The organism is Streptomyces sp. NBC_00207 (assembly GCF_045160965.1).
In the GTDB taxonomy this organism is placed as follows: Bacteria; Actinomycetota; Actinomycetes; order Streptomycetales; family Streptomycetaceae; genus Streptomyces.
In genome coordinates, this window is sequence record NZ_CP130715.1 from 2,323,197 (window position 1) to 2,343,359 (window position 20,163).

The following is a 20,163-nucleotide window of genomic DNA, read 5'->3' on the forward strand; positions in this document are numbered from 1 at the left end:
TCCCGCCCTCCCCGCACACGCTACCCAGATTTCGGCCGTCAGCCGCCGAACCCGGCAGTCTGCCGCCAGATTCGGCCATCGCGGACGACAAGTGTCCCGAACGCGTGCTCCGGTTCGCCGTTCAGGTTCATGATCGCCCGGTAGAAGATGGTGTCCTCGGTCTCGATGTACTCCTGGAGTTCGACGAGGGTGGGCTTCACCGTGAGATAGCCGGTGAACGTCTCGCGAACGGCTTCGATGCCCACCGAGACCCCCTCGAAGCGCAGCAGCACGGCGTCGTCGGTGTAGTTCTTCATCACCGCCTCGATGTCCAGGGCGGCCAGCGCTTCCATCTGGCGGACGAACACCGGGTGCAGCTTGGAGATGTCGTACTTGGCCATGTCGACTCCGTTTCAACTGGGTGGGGTGCCCTCGACGGGTGCCGTATCGGGCGTTGTGGCAGGTGAGACGCAGGACTGGGCGCTGCCGGCGAAGGGCAGCCGGACCACCATCCGGGTCTCGCCGGGGCGCGAGCGCGCGGTGATCGAGCCGTGGTGGCGCTGGGTCACGATGCGGTAGCTGAGGTGCAGCCCCAGGCCCGTTCCCTTGCCCACGTCCTTGGTGGTGTAGAAGGGTTCGAAGATCCGCGGCAGGGATTCCCCGGGGATGCCGCGGCCGGTGTCGGAGATCTCCACGACCATGCAGACGCCCTCGGCCCGGGCGCGCAGGGTCAGTACGCCCGCGCCCTCCATGGCCTCGGCGGCGTTGTCGACCAGGTTGGTCCACACCTGGTTCAACTCGCTCGGGTAGCCCGTCAGTTCGGGCAGGCCCGGCTCGTACTCACGCACGATGCTGATGCCGGTGAGCTTGGCACGCAGCACGACCAGCGTGTTCTCCAGTCCCTCGGTCACCGAGAAGCGCTGTTCGGGTGCCCGGTCGAGATTGGCGTAATCCCGGGTGGCGGAGACGAGTTGGGAGATCCTCGGCCCCGCCGCCCGGAGCTCCGCGGCGAGCGAGCGGATCTCCAGCAGCGCCGCCAGGTGGTCCAGGGCGCAGGCGAGGGCCGGCTCGCCGACCCCCTCCAGCCGCTCCAGCAGCCAGCCCAGTTCCAGTCCGAGGTCCGAGATCCCGGAACCGAGCAGGCCGGGCCGTTCGGTGCCCGCCTCCTCGGCCCAGTCGGCGATCTCCTCCTCGGCGTCGGCCTGGGCGAACGGGTCGGTGGTCGCCGGCGGCGGCAGCTTGTCCAGTTCCTCGGCGAGCCGGTCGAAGACGGCCCGCTCCGCGCCGGTGGCGGCCGCGCCCCAGGCCTGGGCGGTCCGGGTGAGCCGATCCAGGGCCGGCGCCAGCTCCTGGGCGGCCCGGGCCACGGCGGCCGCCGGGTTGTTCAGCTCGTGCGCGAGCCCGGCCGCGAGGGTGCCGAGGGCCTCCACGGTGGCTCGTTTGCGGGCCTGTACCTCGGAGGACTTGATGCGCCAGGCCAGTACGGGGATCAGTACGGCGGCCACTCCGTGGCAGCGGGTCAGCATTTCGAAGAACACCGGCTTCGGGTACGCCACGACGGTGGTCGACGGCCCGCTCGCGGCCGCGGTGGCCACGTACGAGCCGTCGGTCAGCAGGGGCAGTTCGCCGGTGAACCGGTGGGCGGCGGACGGTTTGCCGTCGTGCTCCTCGGCGGAAGCGCTCTCTTCCTCCGTGGAGTGGCGGGTGAGCACCTCCTCCCGGCCGTCGACGACCTTGGTGACGACCAGCCCGCCCGAGAGCAGGACGTGGAAGCCGGCGGCCTCCTCACCGTCCCGGAAGAGCACCTCCCCGTCGGAGAGGACCCGGGGTTCGGACACCGAGACGAGCCAGTCCAGCTGGTCCTCGGTCAGCCCCTCGAAGATCTCCAGCGAGCGCAGGGCGGACCGCAGTTCTGCCGGGTTCATACCGTGCCCTCCTCTGCCCTGGTGCGGGCGGCCAGCCGCAGCGTGGCCAGCAGGGCCAGCGCGCACACCCCGGCGACGGCGGCCATGAAGCCGACGGAGGTGCGGTGCAGCCCGTGGATGTTGGTGAGCATCCCGGCGAGGACCGCCGGCACGCTCATCGCGAGGTACGCGAAGACGTATACGGCGGCGGTCAGTTCACCGCGGTGCGCCGGTTCGGCGAGCGTGCTCAGCGCCCGGAAGGAGCCGAGGAAGGCGGCGCCCCAGCCGCTGCCGAGGACCGCGGTGGCCGCCAGGAACACCGCGGCCGAGCCGAGGCCCAGCGCGAGCAGCACCAGGCCGAGCCCGGCGAGCAGGCCGAACAGCCCGAGCACGGCGGTGCGCAGCGCCGCGGTGGCGCCGAGCATCAGCTGGGCGACGGTGGCGGCGCCCGCGAGCAGGGCGACCGTGGCGCCGCCGACGAGGTAGTTGGTGGACTCCAGCAGCGAGAGCGCCAGGTGCGGGCCGAGCGAGAGGTAGAAGCCGCCCACCGACCAGACGGCGACGATGGTGAGCACGAGGACGGCGAACCGGCCGCGGGCCCCCTCCGGTACGCGGATCCGGTGCGGGACCACGCGGAAGCGGCCCCCGGCGCCGGGCGCGCTCTCCCGCATCCTGACCACGCCCACCAGGGTCACGGCGAAGGCCGCGACCAGCAGCAGGTAGCTCAGGACGGTCGGTGCGGGCGCGTACTGGACGAGCAGTCCGGCCCCGATCCCGCCGAGCCCGATGCCCACGGTCGGACCCGCGCTGTTGACCTGGGCGCCGAGCGCGGGCCTCGAGGCGGGGCTGAGTTCCAGCAGGGCCGCGCCCATCGCCCCGGTGGCGAGGCCCACGGCCAGGCCCTGGACGGCGCGGGCGGCGAGGAGCAGCCCGAGCCCGTCGGCCGCGGCGAACAGGGTCATCGAGACGATCGCCAGGACCAGTCCGGCGCCCAGCACCGGGCGCCGGCCCAGGGTGTCGGAGAGGGACCCGAACAGCAGGAGCCCGGCGAGCACGGTGACGGCGTACAGGGCGAAGACCACCGTGATCACGCCGGAGGACAGGCCCCACTCCTGCTGGTAGAGCACGTAGAGGGCGGAGGGCACGGAGGAGGAGAGCATCAGCAGGACGAGGACCGCTCCCACCACCCAGAAGCCGGAGCCTCTGGGCGCACCGGCCGCGGGTGCGGCCGGGTGCACGGTGATCCCCGTGGTCGTCTTCGATGGTTCGGCCACTGCTTCACTCAACTCCCCCGTGACGGGGCCCTTGCCGGGCCCCTGGATGGGCGATCAGGCGAGTGCCTGCTCGGCCCTCTGCAAGGCTCGGGCCGTCAGTACCCCCGCGAGGTGGCCGAGGTACTCGGCCGAGGTGCCGCGCCCGGGGACGAAGAGCTCCCGGGGTTCGGCGCGGAAGGCCGCGAGCACGGCGTCGGTGCTGTACGGCCCCCCGCGCAGCCGGTCTTCGACCCCGCGCAGCCGCAGCGCGCGGGAGGTGGCCCCGGTGACGGCGATGCGCGGCCCGTCGGGAGTGATCCGTACGGCGGTGGCGCACACCGGGTAGCGGGTGGCCCGGTCGGCGGTCTTCTCGAAGGCGGCGGCCCGGCCGGCGGCGGGTACCAGCAGGGCGGTGAGCACGGCGTCGGCAGGTGCGCTGCCGGCCGCGAACTCCTCGGCGGGCAGGGCCGACCGCCCGTCGGGGCCGGCCGTTTCGACCACGGCGTCCGCGGCGATCGCGGCGACCGGCAGGTCGGTGGCCCGCCCGGCTGCGGCGAGGTTGCCGCCGACCGTGCCGAGGTTGCGGACCTGCGGGTCGCCGTTGGAGCGGGCCGCGGCGGCCAGTTCGGGGGCCTCGGCGAGCACCAGCGGGTCCGTGGCGAGCTCGGCGAGCGTGGTGAGCGCCCCGATCCGCAGCCGCCCGCCGCCGGGGTCGCGCCGGACGCCCCGCAGTTCCTCCAGCCGCCGGATGTCGACCAGCAGGCGGGCGTGCTCGGCTCCCGTGCGCAGGTCGGGCAGCAGGCTCTGGCCGCCGGCCAGGATCCGGGCGCCGCGCACCCCGGTGAGCAGGGCCAGCGCCTCGTCGAGGCCGGCCGGCCGGACGTAGTCGAATTCGGTGAGGATCACTGCGTTTCCCCTCTCAGGCGGCGCCAGACCTTCTCGGGGGTGAGTGGCATGTCGATGTGCCGGACGCCCAGGTCGGAGAGGGCGTCGACGACGGCGTTGACGACGGCCGCCGCGGGCGGGACGGTGGCGATCTCGCCGGCGCCCTTGGCGCCGAGCGGGTTGTGCGGGCTGGGCGTGACGGTCTTGTCGAGCGCGAAGAACGGCACGTCGGCGGCGCGCGGCAGGGCGTAGTGGTTGAGGTCGCAGCTGACGAGCAGCCCGTTCTCGTCGTACTCGGCGGCCTCCATGAGGGCCTGGCCGAGGCCGTGCACGATGCTGCCCTCGATCTGCCCGTGGACGATCTTCGGGTTGCCGATGTTCCCTGCGTCGTCGACGGCCGTGTAGGCCACCACCTCGGTCTCGCCGGTCAGTTCGTCGATCTCGACGACCGCGACGTGTGTCCCGAAGGGGTAGTTGAAGTCCGGCGGGTCGAAGTGGGTGGTCTCGTCGAGGGCCGGCTCGATCTCCGGGGGCAGCCCCCAGCCGTACCACATGGACATGGCCAGCTCGGCGAAGGTCTTGGCGTTCTCCGGGTTGCCCTCTTCGTATACCTTGCCGCCCTCGTAGACGACCTTCTCCTCGGGGACGCCCAGGAACACCGCGCCGGCCTTCACCAGCTTGCTCTTGATCTTCCGGGCGGTGAGGGCGACGGCGGGCGCGGCCATGCTGTAGGAGCGCGAGCCGTAGGTGCCCTGCCCGTACGGGGCCTTCTGGGTGTCGCCTTCGAGGACCTGGATCGTGTCCGGGTCGATGCCGAGCTCGTCGGCGGCGACCATCGCGAAGACGGTGCCGTGGCTCTGGCCGGTGGAGGCGGAGCCCACCGTGACGGTGACCTCTCCGGTCGGGTGGACGCGGATGTTCGCGCTCTCCCAGGTGCCGCCGAGCATGCCCTCCTGGGACATCCGGGTGGAGGGGCCGACGCCGCAGATCGCGACGTAGGTGGCGAGGCCGACGCCCAGGCGCTTGCCGCGGGTGCGGGCCTCGGCCTTGCGGGCGGGCATGTCGGCGTAGCCCGACAGTTCGATCGCCCGGTCGAAGTTCAGCTCGTAGTTCCCGGAGTCGTAGGTCCAGCCCAGACCGTTGTCGTACGGGAACTTCTCCTTCGGCACCAGGTTCTTGCGCCGGACGGCCGCCGGGTCCATGCCGATCTCGGAGGCGTACCGGTCTACCAGGCGCTCCATGAGGAAGGCGGCCTCGGCGCGCCCGCTGCCGCGCTGGGCGCCGAGCGAGACGGTGTTGGTGAAGGCGGCGTAGACCTCGCAGAAGGCCGCGCCGATGTCGTACATGCCGCTGATGGAGCGGCCCATCAGGGCGGTGGCGACACCGGGGCCGATGGTGGAGGGGTAGGCGCCGAGGTTGGCGTAGCTGGTCGCGCGCACGGCGGTGATGCGGCCGTCGCGGGTGCCGGCGAGGGTGACGTGCTGGCGGTGGTCGCGGCCCTGGACGGTGGAGTTCATCAGTCCGGTGCGGGTGTCCACCCACTTCACGGGCCGGCCGAGCGCCTTGGAGAGCAGCAGGACCAGGGCCATGTCGGGGTACAGGTACCCCTTGGTGCCGAAGCTGCCGCCGACCGTCGGGGCGATCACCCGGAGTTTGTTGAAGGGGATGCCGAGGACCAGTGCGGAGAGCAGGAAGCGGTGGTTGTGCGGGCCCTGGGTGGAGGCGTAGAGCGTGTATTCGCCGGTGGCGGCGTTGAAGTCGCCGACCGCGCCGCGGGGCTCGATGGGGCTGTTGATGGTGCGCTGGTTGACCAGGTCGAGCTCGACGGTGACCTCGGCCTCGGCGATGGCCGCGTCGGTGCGGTCCTTGTCGCCGCAGGTCCAGTACGCGTTCAGGTTGCCCGGGACCGCCTCGTGCAGCTGGGGCGCGCCCTCGGCGAGCGCCTCGTCGGCCCGGGTGACCACGGGCAGCGGCTCGTACTCGACGGCGATGGCGGCGAGCGCCGCGGTGGCCTGGCGCGGGGTCTCGGCTACGACCACGGCGATCGGGTCGCCGACGTGCCGCACGGTGTCGCCGGTGAGGACCGGGCGGGCGCCGGGAAGTCCGTAGGGGTGGGGCGGGAAGTGGCTCTCGACCCCGCCGGGTATCCAGATGCAGGGCAGCGGCATCACGTCGGTGAAGTCGGCGGCCGTGGCCACCTTCAGCACGCCGGGCAGCTGCTCCGCGGCCTTGGTCTCGATGGAGAGGATCTTCGCGTGGGCGACCGGGCTGCCCAGGATGGCCATGTGGGCGGTGCCCGGCAGGTCGATGTCCGCCACGTACGTCGCCTCGCCGCGCAGCAGCTGCGGGTCCTCGCGGCTGTCCAGCGGCTGCCCGAGCACTCCGCCTCCCACGGCAGGGGCGTCCCCCGTCACTGCGGTCATGTCCCTCACACCTCCTGTCCGGCAGCGGTGGACGCGGCGACGGCGACGGACTCGGCGAGGGCCGCGGGCTCCTCGGCCCGGGCGGCGGCGCAGGCGCGCTGCACGCCCCGCACGACGCTGTGGTAGCCGGTGCAGCGGCACAGGTTCCCGGTGAGCCACTCGCGGATCTCGGGCTCGGTGGGTGCCTCGCCGCCGGCGGTGGTGTCGACGAGTTCGCCGAGCGCCATGACCATGCCGGGGGTGCAGAAGCCGCACTGGGTGCCGTGCTCCTGGCGCAGTGCCTCCTGGAGTCCGGTCAGTTCGCCGCCGGGGGTGGTGACGCCCTCGATGGTGGCCACCTCGCTGCCGGCGGCCGAGGCGGTGAGGACCAGGCAGCTCTTGACGGACCTGCCGTCGAGCCGGACGACGCAGGAGCCGCACTGGCCGGTGTCGCAGCCGACCTTGGTGCCGGTGAGTCCGAGGCCGTCGCGGAGCCGTTCCACGAGCAGTTCGTTCGGCTGTGCCGAGAACTGCTCCGGTCTTCCGTTCACATTCAGTGTGATATCCATGCCAGCGCCTGCGCTTCCGTGAGCGGCCGGTTGAAGAGGGGCCCGCCGGGCTGCTGGAGAATTCCTCCGGAGTGCAACGGGCCGGTGTCTACGGGCGCGAATCCCAGATCCGTGATGATTCCCGCGACGATTTCCTTCGCTTTCGCGTCGTCGCCCGCCGTGTAATGCGCCAGGCGCTCCCCGGATGCAGTGCCGGCGACGGCAAGGGTTTCGAAATGCATGGTGTTCAGGGATTTCACGACCTGGGCATCGGGGTACCACTCGGCGACCAGGTCGCTGGAGCCGCGCCCACCGAGGTCGGCGGGGGTGCCGGGGCCGCCGAACGCGTTGGTGGCGTCCACCAGCACCTTGTCCTGCACGACGCGCGGCGGGAGCAGCCCCCGGACGCCGTCGAAGGGCACCATCAGCACCAGGAGTTCGGCCTGGGCAGCGGCCTCGGCGGGGTGCGCCGCCGAGGCCGCCCGTCCCAGCTCGGCCACGAGCGGGCCGAGGGTCTGCGGGCCCCGGGCGTTGGCGAGGACGACCTGGTGGCCCGCCGCCACCAGGATCCTGGCCAGGGTCGAGCCGATCCGCCCGGTGCCGATGATGCCTGTGCGCATTGCCGCTCCTTCGGGAGGGAGGGGACCTCAGTCCATGCCGATCCAGACCGACTTGGTCTGGGTGTAGCTCTCCAGCGACTCGGGGCCGCACTCGCGGCCGTAGCCGGAGGCCTTGTAGCCGCCGTAGGGCACGGAGGGGTCGTACTGGTTGTAGCAGTTGACCCAGACCGTGCCGGCCTTGATCTGCGAGGCGACCCGGTGGGCGCGCCTGAGGTCCTTGGTGTGGACGCCGGCGGCGAGGCCGTACGCGCTGTCGTTGGCGATGCGTACGGCGTCCTCCTCGGTGTCGAAGGGGATGATCGACAGGACCGGGCCGAAGATCTCCTCCTGGGCGATCCGCATCCCGTTGTCGACGCCGGTGAAGACGGTCGGCAGGAAGTACAGGCCGGCCGAGAGTTCGCCGGAGGCGCCCTCGGGGGTCCAGCCGGTGCCGCCGGTGCGCAGGACGGCGCCTTCCTTCTCGCCCACCTCGATGTAGGAGCTGACCTTGTCGAACTGGCCGCGGTGGGCCAGCGGCCCGAAGAGGGTGGCCGGGTCGCGCGGGTCGCCGGGCTTGAGGGCGGCGGCCCGGCGGACGAGGCGTTCGACCATCTCGTCGTGGATGGGCCGGTGCAGGAGCAGCCGGGAGCCGGCGGTGCAGATCTCGCCCTTGTTGTAGTAGATGCCGAAGAAGGCGAGTTCCTCGGCGGCGTCGAGGTCGGCGTCGGCGAAGACGATGTTGGCGGACTTGCCGCCGAGCTCCATCGTCACCTTCTTCAGGGTGCCGGCCGCCTTGCGGATGATGGACTGGCCGACCGAGGTGGAGCCGGTGAAGGCGATCTTGTCGATGTCCGGGTGGTCGGTGAGGGTCTCCCCCAGTTCCACGCCGGGACCGGTGATCACGTTCAGTACGCCGTCCGGGATCTCCGCCTCCTGGAAGAGCTCGGCGATCTTCAGGGCGGTGAGCGGGGTGGCCGGGGAGGGCTTGTGGACCACCGTGTTGCCCGCCGCGAGGGCCGGCGCGATCTTCGTCATCGACAGCAGCAGCGGGAAGTTGAACGGGGTGATGGCACAGACCACGCCCAGCGGTTCGCGCAGGGTGTAGGCGAGCTGTCCGCCGGCCGGGGCCCGCGAGGAGCCGTCGACGCGGGTCACGGCGCCGGCGTAGTAGTGCATGAGCTGAGCGGCCATGGGGGCGTCGACCGTGCTGGAGAAGGCGAACGGCTTGCCCATGTCCACGGTTTCCAGCAGGGCGATCTCCTCCAGGTCGCGTTCGATGAGCTCGCCGACCCGGTTCAGCCGCAGCGCGCGTTCCTGGGCGGACAGTCTGCTCCACGGGCCTTCCTCGTACGCCTTGCGGGCTGCGGCGACGGCCGCGTCCGCGTCGGCGGCGGTGGCCTGGGCCACCGGCACGATCTCCTGCCCGTCCACGGGGCTGATGTCCGGTTCCGTGCGGCCGTCGCGGGCCGGGACCCATGTGCCGCCGATGAACAGTTTCCCGGGGTTCGCGAGGGGCTGGCCGCTCAGCTCACGCTTGGTCATGGCTGCCTTCCGGTGTCGGGTGCGGGGCGGTACTAGCCCTTCGCGAGCTGCCGTAAGAAGGTCTCGGCGAGGGCCTTGGAGGAGTAGGGGTTCTGGCCGGTCGTCAGCTTGCGGTCCACGACCACGTGCGAGTCCCAGATCGCTTCGGCCTTCTCGTAGCGGGCGCCGAGCCGGGTGAGCTCGACCTCCAGGATCAGCGGGAGCCGGCCGGCCATGTTGGTGACCAGTTCCTCGCTGTGCGAGAAGGCCGTCATCCGGTAGCCCTCGAACGGCCAGCGGCCTTCGCCGTCGCGCAGCGCGAGGAGCGAGGTGTGGCCGTGGCAGACGGTGGCGAGCGGCTTGTCCTGGGCGATGACCCAGCGCAGGATCTGCGCGAGCTCGTCGGACTTGGGCAGGTCGCCGATGGCTCCGTGGCCGCCGCTGACGTACACGCCGTCGTAGTCGGCGATGTCCTTCTCGGTGAGGTCCTCCAGCGCGAGCGGAGCTCTCAGCTGGGGGGTGTCCCCGATGACCCGGACGTACTCGGCGGCGTTGGCCGCGTCCTCGTCCGGCGAACCCTGGGGGCGGACCCACTGGAGGAACTGGGGATCGATGCTCGTCTGGTCGACGGTGGGTGCCTGGCCGCCGATCGTCGCCACGTCAACGGCGTGGCCGGCGGCCTTGAAGAGCTGATAGGGGACGACGAATTCCTCGGCCCAGAATCCCGAGGGATGCTGTTCGCCGTCCAGCAGGTGCAGTGTGGCCTTGGCCGTCATGACGACGAGAATCTTCATGATTCTCTCCTTGTTCTGGATTCGCTGCCGATTCAACACGCCCCCCGCAAGGGGCGTAAGGGGGAGACGTCAGGCCCGCGATACTTCGTCACGTGCGTCCAACGCCGAGATGATGGTGTGGAATTCACCGACCAGGGGGTGGCCGGGGTGGGCTTCTGCGAATATGCGTTCCCCGTACAGAGCCGCCATTTCCGGCGAGTACGGAAGGATTCCGGCCAGCGGCGCTCCGTAGACCTCCTCGGCGCGCCGCCGGGCGTTCTCCCGGTCGATGCCCTCGGGGGCCATGCTCAGCACCAGGATCCGCCGGCAGGTCAGGCGGCCGGCGAGGGCGATGGTCTCCTCGACCCCGGAGAGGTCGATCCGGTCCGCCCGGGCCATGATCATCAGTACGTCGGCGCTCGCCATGGCGGTCACCGACTCGTTGTTGAGTCCGGCGTGGGTGTCGAGCAGCAGCACGTCGAGCGCGTAGTACTCGGCCAGCCGGTCGAAGCCCTCCGGCAGCAGCCCCACGTCGTAGCCGCTGGTCATGATCTCGCGCAGGGCGGCCGTCCCGGTCCGGGCCGGTACGACGTACAGACCCCCCGGCCCCGGTCCGAAGCTGCCGCCCGCCTGCTGGGCGGTGGCCTCGATCTCGCAGCGGCCGAGCAGGTAGTCGGCGAGGGAGGCACCCGGTCCGAGCCGGAAGAGCAGGTCCAGGGTGGGTGACTGGATGTCGGTGTCCACCACCCCCACCCGGCGCCCCCCGGCCGCGATCAGCAGCGCGAGGTTCGCCAGAACCGAGGACTTCCCGGTGCCACCGCGGTGCGAGTGCACCACGATGGTGCGGGCCATCTAGGCCACCACCCGGTGCCCGGCGCCGTCCGCGTGCGGCCCCCGCGCCGCACGTGGCCGGTGCAGGGCCAGCATGGTGACGTCGTCGTGCTGTTCGGCGGTGCCGGTGTGTTCGCGCACCGCCAGGTCCATCCGGTCGACCACGTCCTTGCCGCTCACCAGCGGGCCGGCGAGCAGTTCCAGCATCCGTTCGTCGCCGAGGAAGCTGCCGTTCGGGCAGCGGGCCTCGGGCACTCCGTCGGTGAAGGCGAAGAGGGTGTCGCCCGGGTCCAGCTGGGCGTAGCCGAGGGTGTAGACGCAGTCGGGCAGGACCCCGACCGCCGGGCCCGTGACGTCCAGGGTCCGGGGCGGGCTGCCGTCGGCGGGCAGCAGCAGGGGCGGGTTGTGGCCGCCGTTGATGTAGACGAGGCTGCCGGTGAGCGGGTCCAGCACCCCGAAGAACAGGGTGGCGAAGTAGCCCTGCCGCAGGTGGTTGCGGGTGAGGTAGCCGTTGGTGGCGGTGACCGCGTTGAGCAGCGGCGTGGCGCCGACGACCGGGATGCGCCGGCTGCCGCCGGCGCGTCCGGCGGCGACCAGGTGCTGCAGGCCGCTGTTCTGTGCGGTGTGCCGGAGCAGGGAGCGGATGAGCGCCATGAACAGCGCGGCGCCGACCCCCTTGTCGCAGACGTCGGCGACGACGAACGCCAGCCGGCGGCCGCGGGATATCTCGAAGACGTCGTAGAAGTCCCCGGCGACCTGCCGGGCGGGCCGGAAGCGCACGTCGATCTCCCAGCCCGCCGGGACGGGCAGTGATTCGGGCAGGAAGCCCGCCTGGATCTCCCGGCCGATCTCCAGTTCCTTCTCGTAGCCCATGAGTTCGGCGCGGGCGTCGGCCTCCCGCAGGGTGCGGCCGAGTCCGGCGCGCTCCGAGCAGCTGTGCAGCCGGGCCCCGACGAGGGCGGGCAGGAAGGGTGGTACGAGGTAGTCGTGCCCGATCCGGACGTGTGCCTCCAGGGCGGCGAACTCCGTCACGGTCCAGACGACGACGATGGGGGCCCCGGCCCAGCGGCGCAGCCGGCGTACGGCCGTGCGGACGGACTCCCCGTCGGACTCGGCCGGGGCCAGCAGCACGTCGGCGACGGGCAGCAGTTCCAGCGGGCCCGCGAGCAGCTCCGTCAGCGTACGGGTGACGAGTTCCGCGTCCATGATCCGCAGCGCCTGCAGGAGCTCGGGCGGCGGTGGCGGGTACGCGTCGAGGATGATCACGGTCGTGGAGGGCATCGGTCCGTCTCCTCAGCCTTCACAGTCAGCGTGCTGATGTTGCGGCCGTCCCGGTGCGCATAGCTGAACTCGTCCACGCTGGTCAGCGCCAGGTGGATGCCGAGGCCACCGATCCGCCGGTCCTCCGGGGGGACCCCGGGGGCGGGCGGAAGGCGGCCTTCGACGGGGTCGAAGGCGGGTGCGGCGTCTTCGATGGTGATCTGCACCCCGCCCGGGCCGGAGCGGCCGCGGACGGTGATCCGTCCGTCGCCGCCCCGGTACCCGTGCATCACGATGTTCGTGGCCAGTTCGTCCACGGCCAGCCGGATCCGGTACGTGGCGCCCTTGCCCAGGCCCGCCCGGCCGGCCAGCCGCAGGACGAACGCGGCGATGTCGCCCAGTGCCCCCACCGTCGCGGGCACCTCCAGCAGGGAGGACGTCCTCGCCAGTTCGGCCATGCCGGTCACGGGTGGTCACTCATCGGAGAGCACGATGCTGCGGTCGAGTCCGGCCGTCCGGATGGTCCGGGACACGGGCTCGATGGCACCGACCACCTTGATGGTGACGTTGTTCGCGACCTTCTGCTGGGCGAAGACCAGGGAGCGCAGTCCGGCGCTGGCCATGTAGCCGACGCCGGCCATCCTGATCTCGACGGTGCTGGTGCCGTGCCCGGCGGCCTTCTCGATGGTCTGGTGGAAGTCCGGCGCGGTCTTGGCGTCCAGCTCGCCCGTCAGCTCGATGACGGTGGTGTCGCCCTCGATGCTCAGGGACACGGAAAGCGGCATGTCAGGTCTCCTTCGGTCACAGCATCTCGGGATCATTGGTACGGCCCACCAGGATCACGACCGAACGCGGGCCGATCAGGTACTTCCCGGCGTTGTCCAGCTCCTGCTCGCCGCCGGGGGTGCGGATGTCGTGCGGTGCCTCGGCCCCGGTGTCGGCGAACAGGTGCCAGCTCCGGCCTCCCGGCAGGGCGGGCAGTTCCAGGTCGTGCGACTCCCAGTGCGAGTTCATGGCCACGTACACCACGTCGTCGTCCCCGGTGCCGCAGCGGGCCACGGCGATCAGCCGGCTCTCGGAGGACCAGTCGGGCTGCCAGGCCCGCTCCCCGTGCCAGCTGATGTCCGGCAGGCCCAGGTTCTCGCGGACCTGGCCGGTGGGGTGGGCGGTGGCGCGCAGCTCGCGGTGGTGCTTGCGGAAGGCGATCATCTCCCGCGTGAACCGCAGCAGTTCGGCGTTCTGGTCGACCTGGTCCCAGTCGAACCAGGAGAGTTCGTTGTCCTGGCAGTACGTGTTGTTGTTGCCCTGCTGGGTGCGCGCGACCTCGTCCCCGGACAGCAGCATCGGGATGCCCTGGCTGGTGAAGAGGATCGCGAGGGCGTTCTTCATCTGCCGGGTGCGCAGCGCGTTGGTCTCCGGGTCGTCGGTGGGTCCCTCGGCGCCGCAGTTCCAGCTGTTGTTGTCGTTGGCGCCGTCGTTGTTGTTCTCGCCGTTGGCCTCGTTGTGTTTGTCGTTGTAGGAGACCAGGTCGGCGAGGGTGAAGCCGTCGTGCGCGGTCAGGAAGTTGACCGAGGCGGCGGTGCCGCGGCTGGAGTACAGGTCGGGCGAGCCGGCGATGCGGGTGGCCAGTTCTCCGGTGACCCCGGCGTCGCCCTTGAGGAAGCGGCGCACGGTGTCGCGGTACTTGCCGTTCCACTCCGCCCAGCGGCCGTACGCCGGGAAGTTGCCGACCTCGTAGAGGCCGCCGGCGTCCCAGGCCTCGGCGATGAGCTTGGTGTGCCGCAGCACCGGGTCGTAGGCAAGCAGTTCCAGCAGCGGCGGGTTGGGCAGCGGCGTGCCGTCCAGGGCCCGGCCGAGGATGGCCGCGAGGTCGAAGCGGAAGCCGTCGATGTGGTAGTCGGCGACCCAGTGGCGCAGGCAGTCGAGCACGTAGTTGCGCACGACGGGGTGGTTGCAGTTGACGGTGTTGCCGGTGCCGCTGAAGTTGAAGTAGTACCCCTCGGGCGTGAGCATGTAGTACGTGGCGTTGTCGAGCCCCTTGAAGGAGATCGTCGGGCCCTGCTCGTTGCCCTCGGCGGTGTGGTTGAAGACGACGTCGAGGATGACCTCGATGCCGGCCGCGTGCAGGTCCTTGATCAGGGTGCGGAACTCGTCCCCCTGCATCCCGTACCGCCCGGTGGCCGCGTAGCCGGCCTTGGGCGCGAAGAACGAGACGGTGTTGTAGCCCCAGTAGTCGAAGAGCCGCTCGCCCGTCTCCGGGTTGGAGCGCGGGTTGTCGCTCTCGTCGAACTCGAACACCGGAAGGAGCTCGATGCAGTTGATCCCCAGTTCCTTGAGGTACGGGATCTTCTCGCGGAGCCCGGCGAAGGTGCCGGGTGCGGTGACCTGCGAGTTGGGGTGCCGGGTGAAGCCGCGCACGTGGGCCTCGTAGACGACGAGGTCCTCGGCGGGGATGCCCAGCGGTGTGTCGTCGCCCCAGTCGAAGTCCTGGAGGCAGACGCGGGAGCGGTACTGGTAGCCGCGGCTGCGGTCCGGCTCCACGCCCCACACGTCACGGCCGGCGATCAGCCGGGCGTAGGGGTCGGAGAGGACCTGCCGGGCGTCGAAGCGGTGGCCGGTGACCGGGTCGTAGGGGCCGTCGGCCCGGTACCCGTACTCGATGTTCTCGTGGTCGAGGCCGAAGACGGTCATCGCGAACACGCTGCCGGTGCGGAATTCCTCGGGGAACTCCAGTTCGGCCATCGGCTCGGGCTCTCCGCGCTTGTAGATGACCAGGGTCATGGAGGTGGCCTGGTCGGAGAAGACGGAGAAGCTGACCCCGCCGGGGACCACGTTGGCCCCGAAGGGGAACGGTTTGCCCGCGCGGACGCGGTACCCGCCCACCTCGTGGGTCGGGTACGCGTCGACGCGCAGGACCTGCTCGGACCGGGTCTCGCTCATCGTGCGGCCTTGGCCTTGGCCTTGGCGGCCGCCGCGACGGCCTCGCCGGTCTCGAAGAAGTCGAGGAAGCCGGTGGCCGACATGACGAACCGGACCTCCTCGCTCACCCCGTAGAGGGTGACGGCGACGCCGGCGTGCTGCGCCTCGCGGTAGACGACGAGCAGGGTGCGCAGGCCGGCGCTGGAGACGTAGGTGACGGCCGTGAGGTCGATCTTCAGCGGCTTGCCCTCGCGGACGAGCGGCAGCAGGGCCTGGAGCAGCGAACCGGATGTCTCGCTGTTGATCTCGCCGGTGGCGACGAGCACGGTGCCCGTCTTGTTCCGGCGTTCCTTGACGTTGAGAGTCATTGCATTCCCCTCTGGTTGGGGCGCCCCCCGTTGAGCGCTACTTCTTGGCCACTGGACGCAGCCGCACCTTGACCTTCACCCGGCCCTGGACGTCGGGCAGCCGCACGGTGAGGGCGTCCGCGTCGAAGTCCGTGTAGGGCTTCTCGTCGATCTCCACGGACGCGATCCGCACCGAGCCGGCCGGGAGCAGGTCGGGCGAGACGCGCAGGACCCGGTCGGGCAGGTTGGTCGGGTCGGGCTGGAAGTGGAAGTCCATCTCCCGGCCGTTGATGAGCAGGTTGTTGTAGACGGCGGAGAGGTAGCAGAGCTCCGCCGAGTGGTACATGGACATCGAGTGGCTGCCCTTGAGGCGCTCGGTGCCGAGCAGGTACGGCGTACCGCTGGCGAGCACGTTGAAGTAGACGGCGCCCTCGTCGTGGTCGAGGAAGAAGGTGTTGTAGAAGGACTGCGCCTGCCGGGCCTCGCGCAGGTTCGCCTCGCCGCCGACCGTGCCGTTCAGGATGAGGTAGGCGAGGATCGCCTGCTCCTGCTGCCACCAGGCCTTGCGGTCGTGCCAGGCGAAACGATACGTCTCCTCGTCCCCGGACTTGATCCGCTCGACGACGTCGTACCAGCCGCCGCGCTGCACGTCGCTGCCGACCGCCGGCATGATCTCGCCGATCTTCCTGGCGAGGTCCTCGTACGCCGGCTTGGCCTTCAGCGAGTTCATCCGCATCAGGTTCCAGGCGATCTTCAGGTTGTGGCCGACGACCGCGCGGTTCTGCTGCCAGCTGTGGGCGGTGTCGTGCGACCAGTCGCGGAAGAAGCGCTCCTGGACGAAGGGGCTGTTCTTGTAGTCCGGGAACTTGTCCGCGATGGTGTCGAAGGTGTACTCGAGGAAGTCGGCGTACTTCTGCTCGCCCGTCGCCAGGTAGAGGTTGATCAGGTAGGCGGGCGCGTGGTCGCCGACCGAGTTCCAGTTCTTGCGCTCGGCGTTCTCGCCGAGGGACTCGTGGTCCGCGCTGAAGAGGATCGGGTCGATGTGCGAGTAGTAGCCGCCCTGCTCCGGGTCGAAGAAGAACTTGTCGAACAGCCGGATGGTGGCGTCCGCGTCGTTCTTGATCCGGACGTCACCGGTGACCCGGTACGTCTGGATGGGGCCGGCCAGCGCGTAGATCTGCTCGTACATCGGGATCGCGTCGTAGTCGTCGGAGAACTCCGAGGTGAAGAGCTTGCGCTCGCTGTCCCCGTCGACGCTGATGCCGTGGTACCAGAAGACCACGTCCTCCTCGCTGTCCACGACCCGCATGTGCTTGCGCAGGTACTCGGTGCCGCGCTCGGCGACCTCCAGGTACTCGTCCTTGCCGGTCAGCAGGTAGGCCGAGGCCATGCCGTAGACCAGGCGGGAGATCGTGTCGGTCTCCTGGACGTGGCTGGCGGTCTTGTCACCGCCGAGCCGGATCTCGGTGCGGTACTCGGTGAAGTCCACCGGCCCGTCGCCGAACTGCGCCCGCTTGTAGAAGTCGGCCAGCGACTCGATCTGCTTGATCCACCAGCTGGGCTCCTCGAAGCGGTAGTCCTCGGCGCCGCGGCCCAGGAAGACCAGGCGCTTGGCGTCGAACCGCCCGCCGCGCTCCGGGTAGTGGACTCCGTAGACGAAGAGGAACCGGCCCGGCGAGAGCATCTCGTCGATGTGCCCGGAGGCGTCGATGTAGGGCTCGTCCAGGTTGCGGACCAGCTCGGCGCTGGGGTCGCCGGCGAGCGAGACGTCGAACCCGCGCCCGTCGGAGGTCTTCAGACGCAGTACGCGCGACCCGGAGTCGAAGCGTTCGACGTAGCCGGCGATGGTGTCGGAGAAGGAGAAGCTCACGGCATCCGCCATGTCAAGCACCGTCCTTGTCGTGAGAGCCCTCGTGAGAGCGGTCGTCCTCATATCCCTGGCTGACCTCGACGATCACCCCGTCGGGGTCGCGGACCCACACGGTCCGCCAGCCGCAGATGAAGTCGTCGAAGTCCAGCGGCCCCAGGGTCACTTCGGCCGCGTCGCCGAGCGATGCCAGGAACGCGTCCACGCTGTCGGTCTGGAAGGCGAGGTGGCGCATCCGCCCCGGCGCCTGCGGCCCGTCCTCGTGGGCCTCGCGGGCCGGTTCGGCGTCGGCCGCGAAGAGCTCCAGGTACGCGTCCCCCTTGCGCAGGAACACGATCTTGGCCTCTCCGAGGTCGACCACCCGGGCCCGGGCGAAGCCGAAGTAGCGGGTGTAGAAATCCTCGGTGGTCTTCTGGTCCCTGCAGTTGAGCCCCACGTGCGACCAGACCATCGGCCGGTCCGCGGCGCCCGCCATCAGCCGGCTCCCCGGCCCCGTCCGGCCGCGATCAGCTCGATGATCCGGCGGGCGAACAGGTGGTGGTGGGCGCCGGTGCGGCCGGTGACCAGGTCCCCGTCCACCACCACGTCCTCGTCGACGTACTGGCCGCCCATGTTCCGGACGTCCCCGATGAGGTTGTTGTGGCAGACCACCTTGCGGCCGCGCACCTTGTCCGGGATCGAGGAGGCCAGCCACATGCCGTGGCAGATGATCCCCTTGAGGACCGTGGGCTCCTCGAAGAACCGGCGCAGCAGCTCCGTCGCCGGGGCCAGCACGTCCACGTCCTCGGTGTAGCGCAGCCGGTCGGCCACCATGCCGGAGGGCACGATCACCGCTGCGTACCGGCGCAGGTCCTCGTCGCTCAGCCCCTCCAGGGACTGGTTCACGGTGAAGGGCGCCCGGTACTCGTGCCCGGTGAAGGTGATGGAGTCGTTGCCCCACAGCCGGGTCAGGAAGTCGACCTCGGCGCCCTCCTCCGCGAACCGGTGCTGGTAGTAGAAGATCTCCGGCTCGTAGTAGTCGCTCTCGACCAGGACCGCGATCCGGGTCCCGGACAGCGCACCCTCGCGCAGCACCGCGTCAGACACGGGAGGCTCCCTTCAGGAAGTCCGCCGCGCGCTCGGCGATCATCGCGATGGCGGTGTGGCAGTTGCCCGACGGGACCGCGGGCATCACGCTGGCATCGACGACGCGCAGGTTCCGTACGCCGTGCACCCGCAGCTCGGGGTCGACGACGGAGAGGTCGTCGATGCCCATGCGGCAGGAGCCGGCCTGGTGGTGGTAGCTCTCCGACTTCTGCTTCACGAAGGTGCGCAGGTCGTCGTCGCTCACGTAGCCGGGTCCGGGCTGGAGCTCCTGCTTGTACCAAGGGGAGAAGGCGGAGGTCGCGAAGATCTCCCGGGCGGTCTTGACGCCCTGCACCATCCGCTCCAGGTCCCAGCGGTCGCCCAGGTAGTTCGGGTTGATCAGCGGGTGCGCCAGCGGGTCGGCGCTCGCGAGCCTGATCCAGCCGCGCGAGACCGGCCGTACGACACCGGGCAGGATGGACACCGTGTTGGGGTGGTCCTGGCCGACGATCACGTCGAAGGGCACGTGGACGAAGGCGATCTGGAGGTCGGGCGCGGGCAGTCCGGGCTGCGAGGACAGGAACAGAGCGCTCTCCGACAGGTTCTGCGCCGGCGGCGGGAGCTCCTGGGTGACCTCGGCCATCAGTCCGGTCAGGACGTGGTTGTGGAAGTTCTCGCCGACCCCGGGCAGGGCCGCGGTGACCTCGATGCCGTGCTCGCGCAGCTGCTCTGGGTGGCCGATGCCGGAGAGCAGCAGCAGCTTCGGGGACTCGATCGCCCCGGCGGCCACGATCACCTCCCGGCGGGCCCGTACGGTGTGCAGCCCGGGCGCCGCGACACTGCTGTGCGCGTCCCGGACGGTCCGGCCGGTGACGCCGGCGGGGGCCCGGAGCTGGGCGTACTCGACGCCCGTGCAGGTGTCCCCGTCGAAGAGCAGCCGGGTGCTCTGCGCGTTGGTGCGCAGGGTCAGGTTCGGCCGGCCGAGCGCGGGCTCCAGGTAGGCGGCGAGCACCCCCTGGCGGCGGCCGTCGGCCACGTCGATGTGGTGCCAGCCGGTGCCGAAGAGGCCGCGCCGGGGACCGTCGGTGTTGAAGTCGGCGATCTCCTCGTGGCCCAGCTCGACGGCGGCGTCGATGAAGGCGCGCGAGACCGGGTTGGGGCCGTGCCGCCCGGCGTTGGTGATCCGCTGCGGCCCCCGGGTGCCGGTGGTGGCGGCGGTGACGTCCTCCTGGCCCTCCAGCAGGGCGAAGTACGGCAGCACGTCCTCGTGGGCCCAGCCGGCCGCGCCCTGGTAGGCCCAGTTGTCGAAGTCCGAGGCGTGGCCGCGGATGTGCATCATGATGTAGAGGTTGCTGCTGCCGCCGGGGGCCTTGCCGCGCGGTTCGTACGTGCGGCGGCCGTCCAGGCCGGGCTGCGGAGTGCTGGTGTAGCCCCAGTCCACGGGACCGCCGAGGAGCTTGTACCAGGAGGACGGGTCGTCCACCTCGGGCGGGATCCGGGAGCCGCCCGCCTCCAGGACGAGGACGGAGACGTCCGGGTCCTCGGAGAGCCGGCCCGCGAGGACGCTGCCGGCGGTGCCGGATCCCACGACGATGTAGTCGTACTCTTCCACGCTCACGGGTCCCCCCTCAGCCCTGGCTCAGCACCTGGAAGGGAACCGTGTCGTGGTAGTTCGCCATGTAGGCGATCTTTCCGTCCACGATCCGGAAGAAGTTCATGACCTCGGCCTCGATGGGCTCGCCCGAGGCGCTGACCGCGGTCAGGTGCGAGACCGCCGCGGCCTTCTCCCCGTCGACGAGGAAGTGCACGGGCTCGTTCCGGAAGACCCGGTACATCGTGCCCATGCCCTTCATCATCGAGCGCAGGACCTCGAGTCCCTCGATGTGGCCGGCCAGCTGCTCGTCCATGACCTGGTCGTCGGCGAACAGGTCGCACCAGCGGTCCCAGTCCCCGGCGTTGGCGTACTCGTAGTACTTCTGAAGGATCTGTCGTGCGTCCATCGCGCTCATC

At 70.6% G+C, this 20,163-nt stretch carries 20 protein-coding genes; all 20 read right to left on the reverse strand.

All coding sequences use genetic code 11. The features are described 5' to 3' along the window. Window positions 1-38: 38 nt before the first annotated feature. A complete protein-coding gene (locus OG472_RS11110) occupies window positions 39-380 on the reverse strand; it encodes a nuclear transport factor 2 family protein (RefSeq protein ID WP_030656331.1) in 342 nt (113 codons plus the stop codon). Between the two features lie 12 nt (window positions 381-392). Further along, on the reverse strand, window positions 393-1,904 hold the full coding sequence (locus OG472_RS11115) for an ATP-binding protein (RefSeq protein ID WP_401609484.1): 1,512 nt from the start codon (window positions 1,902-1,904) through the stop codon (window positions 393-395). Beyond that, window positions 1,901-3,157, reverse strand: coding sequence for an MFS transporter (locus OG472_RS11120; RefSeq protein ID WP_405941368.1), 1,257 nt, complete (start codon window positions 3,155-3,157; stop codon window positions 1,901-1,903). The genes OG472_RS11115 and OG472_RS11120 overlap by 4 nt, the downstream gene beginning before the upstream one ends. 54 nt (window positions 3,158-3,211) lie before the next feature. Further along, window positions 3,212-4,042, reverse strand: a complete 831-nt coding sequence (locus tag OG472_RS11125) for an FAD binding domain-containing protein (protein WP_405941369.1) — start codon at window positions 4,040-4,042, stop codon at window positions 3,212-3,214. Next, window positions 4,039-6,444, reverse strand: a complete 2,406-nt coding sequence (locus OG472_RS11130; protein ID WP_405941370.1) for a xanthine dehydrogenase family protein molybdopterin-binding subunit — start codon at window positions 6,442-6,444, stop codon at window positions 4,039-4,041. The genes OG472_RS11125 and OG472_RS11130 overlap by 4 nt, the downstream gene beginning before the upstream one ends. A 5-nt stretch (window positions 6,445-6,449) precedes the next feature. Beyond that, on the reverse strand, window positions 6,450-6,980 hold the full coding sequence (locus OG472_RS11135) for a (2Fe-2S)-binding protein (protein WP_405834840.1): 531 nt from the start codon (window positions 6,978-6,980) through the stop codon (window positions 6,450-6,452). Further along, window positions 6,977-7,591, reverse strand: a complete 615-nt coding sequence (locus tag OG472_RS11140) for an NADPH-dependent F420 reductase (RefSeq protein WP_405829269.1) — start codon at window positions 7,589-7,591, stop codon at window positions 6,977-6,979. Before OG472_RS11140 ends, OG472_RS11135 begins: the two co-directional genes overlap by 4 nt. 27 nt (window positions 7,592-7,618) lie before the next feature. After that, entirely contained in the window at window positions 7,619-9,112 is a 1,494-nt protein-coding gene (locus OG472_RS11145) for an aldehyde dehydrogenase family protein (protein ID WP_405829271.1), read from the reverse strand. 32 nt (window positions 9,113-9,144) lie between these two features. Continuing rightward, entirely contained in the window at window positions 9,145-9,885 is a 741-nt protein-coding gene (locus OG472_RS11150) for a type 1 glutamine amidotransferase domain-containing protein (protein ID WP_383574328.1), read from the reverse strand. A 69-nt stretch (window positions 9,886-9,954) separates the two neighbouring features. Further along, window positions 9,955-10,716, reverse strand: coding sequence for a P-loop NTPase (locus OG472_RS11155; RefSeq protein WP_401609466.1), 762 nt, complete (start codon window positions 10,714-10,716; stop codon window positions 9,955-9,957). After that, a complete protein-coding gene (locus OG472_RS11160; protein ID WP_401609464.1) occupies window positions 10,717-11,976 on the reverse strand; it encodes a PP2C family protein-serine/threonine phosphatase in 1,260 nt (419 codons plus the stop codon). Next, entirely contained in the window at window positions 11,958-12,413 is a 456-nt protein-coding gene (locus OG472_RS11165) for an ATP-binding protein (RefSeq protein ID WP_401609698.1), read from the reverse strand. The genes OG472_RS11160 and OG472_RS11165 overlap by 19 nt, the downstream gene beginning before the upstream one ends. A 15-nt stretch (window positions 12,414-12,428) precedes the next feature. Then, window positions 12,429-12,740 carry an STAS domain-containing protein gene (locus OG472_RS11170; RefSeq protein WP_215147958.1) on the reverse strand — a complete coding sequence of 104 codons (312 nt, stop codon included), beginning with the start codon at window positions 12,738-12,740 and terminating at the stop codon, window positions 12,429-12,431. Between the two features lie 16 nt (window positions 12,741-12,756). After that, window positions 12,757-14,895 carry a glycogen debranching protein GlgX gene (gene glgX / locus OG472_RS11175; RefSeq protein WP_405829275.1) on the reverse strand — a complete coding sequence of 713 codons (2,139 nt, stop codon included), beginning with the start codon at window positions 14,893-14,895 and terminating at the stop codon, window positions 12,757-12,759. Continuing rightward, window positions 14,892-15,242, reverse strand: a complete 351-nt coding sequence (locus OG472_RS11180; protein WP_030008823.1) for an STAS domain-containing protein — start codon at window positions 15,240-15,242, stop codon at window positions 14,892-14,894. Before OG472_RS11180 ends, glgX begins: the two co-directional genes overlap by 4 nt. 37 nt (window positions 15,243-15,279) lie before the next feature. Then, on the reverse strand, window positions 15,280-17,103 hold the full coding sequence (locus OG472_RS11185; RefSeq protein ID WP_401609459.1) for an AGE family epimerase/isomerase: 1,824 nt from the start codon (window positions 17,101-17,103) through the stop codon (window positions 15,280-15,282). Between the two features lies 1 nt (window position 17,104). Further along, a complete protein-coding gene (locus tag OG472_RS11190) occupies window positions 17,105-17,563 on the reverse strand; it encodes a VOC family protein (protein WP_383574318.1) in 459 nt (152 codons plus the stop codon). After that, window positions 17,563-18,174, reverse strand: coding sequence for a DJ-1/PfpI family protein (locus OG472_RS11195; RefSeq protein ID WP_401609456.1), 612 nt, complete (start codon window positions 18,172-18,174; stop codon window positions 17,563-17,565). The genes OG472_RS11190 and OG472_RS11195 overlap by 1 nt, the downstream gene beginning before the upstream one ends. Further along, entirely contained in the window at window positions 18,167-19,771 is a 1,605-nt protein-coding gene (locus tag OG472_RS11200; RefSeq protein ID WP_401609454.1) for a GMC family oxidoreductase, read from the reverse strand. Before OG472_RS11200 ends, OG472_RS11195 begins: the two co-directional genes overlap by 8 nt. A 10-nt stretch (window positions 19,772-19,781) precedes the next feature. Continuing rightward, on the reverse strand, window positions 19,782-20,153 hold the full coding sequence (locus OG472_RS11205) for a nuclear transport factor 2 family protein (RefSeq protein WP_351297093.1): 372 nt from the start codon (window positions 20,151-20,153) through the stop codon (window positions 19,782-19,784). Between the last annotated feature and the right edge of the window lie 10 nt (window positions 20,154-20,163).